The following is a 639-nucleotide window of genomic DNA, read 5'->3' as shown; positions in this document are numbered from 1 at the left end:
GCACGCTATGCGGTCTATATTGAAGGCATCGCAAAGCATGGAGGATATAGAGAAGGTCGGTCATTTGTATCACAACATTGTGCTGATTGAACATCTTCTTGACGTCATGGAATTCAGCATGGATGAAAACGAGCGCTTTGACGCATTTTCTGACTTAAAACAAAAAACGCCCCTATGGCTTGAGCAGGTTTCTGACTTCCTACGAGTGGGGCGCACAGTAAAGGAGGTTTTATAAGTGAATTTTAGCAACCTATCACCGGATCGTCAAAGGAAGTTTTTAAGTATGATGCAGGACAGCATGAAGGAAACAGCGGCAACAGCGGAAGTCATCCCGATCCGTGAAGGGCTGGACACCATCGGTGCGCCTGTCCCGTCCCAGGTGATCGCCCCTAGGGGGTATGTCGTCAAACCAAGCGGCGTCTACACGGAGGAAAAAGGGACAATGATTTTCCCCGCGCCGGTCGTGATTACAGAAATCTATGAGGATGTTAAAAATCGCACTGTTGGCCTTGAAATCGCATGGATGGATCAAGGAACAAAAGAGTGGCGGCGTCTCAAGCGAAAACGGAGCATGTTTGCGATCCCGTCGAAAATTGTCGAGCTGTCGGACGCCGGTTTTCCGATTGACGGCAACAATGC

Annotated in this window: 2 protein-coding genes; both read left to right on the top strand. The window is 49.1% G+C overall.

Annotated elements, in window-relative coordinates; translation table 11 throughout:
- A partial coding sequence (locus U1T56_RS24295; protein ID WP_418162055.1) for a hypothetical protein occupies positions 1-235 on the top strand: 235 nt, incomplete at its 5' end.
- 48 nt (positions 236-283) lie between these two features.
- On the top strand, positions 284-639 hold a 356-nt coding region (locus U1T56_RS24290; protein ID WP_418162054.1), incomplete at its 3' end, for a hypothetical protein.

Source organism: Benzoatithermus flavus, from assembly GCF_037908215.1.
Lineage (GTDB): Bacteria > Pseudomonadota > Alphaproteobacteria > Geminicoccales > Geminicoccaceae > Benzoatithermus > Benzoatithermus flavus.
Note: the sequence above shows the minus strand (reverse complement) of the source record. Positions and strands in the feature narration are given on the sequence as shown.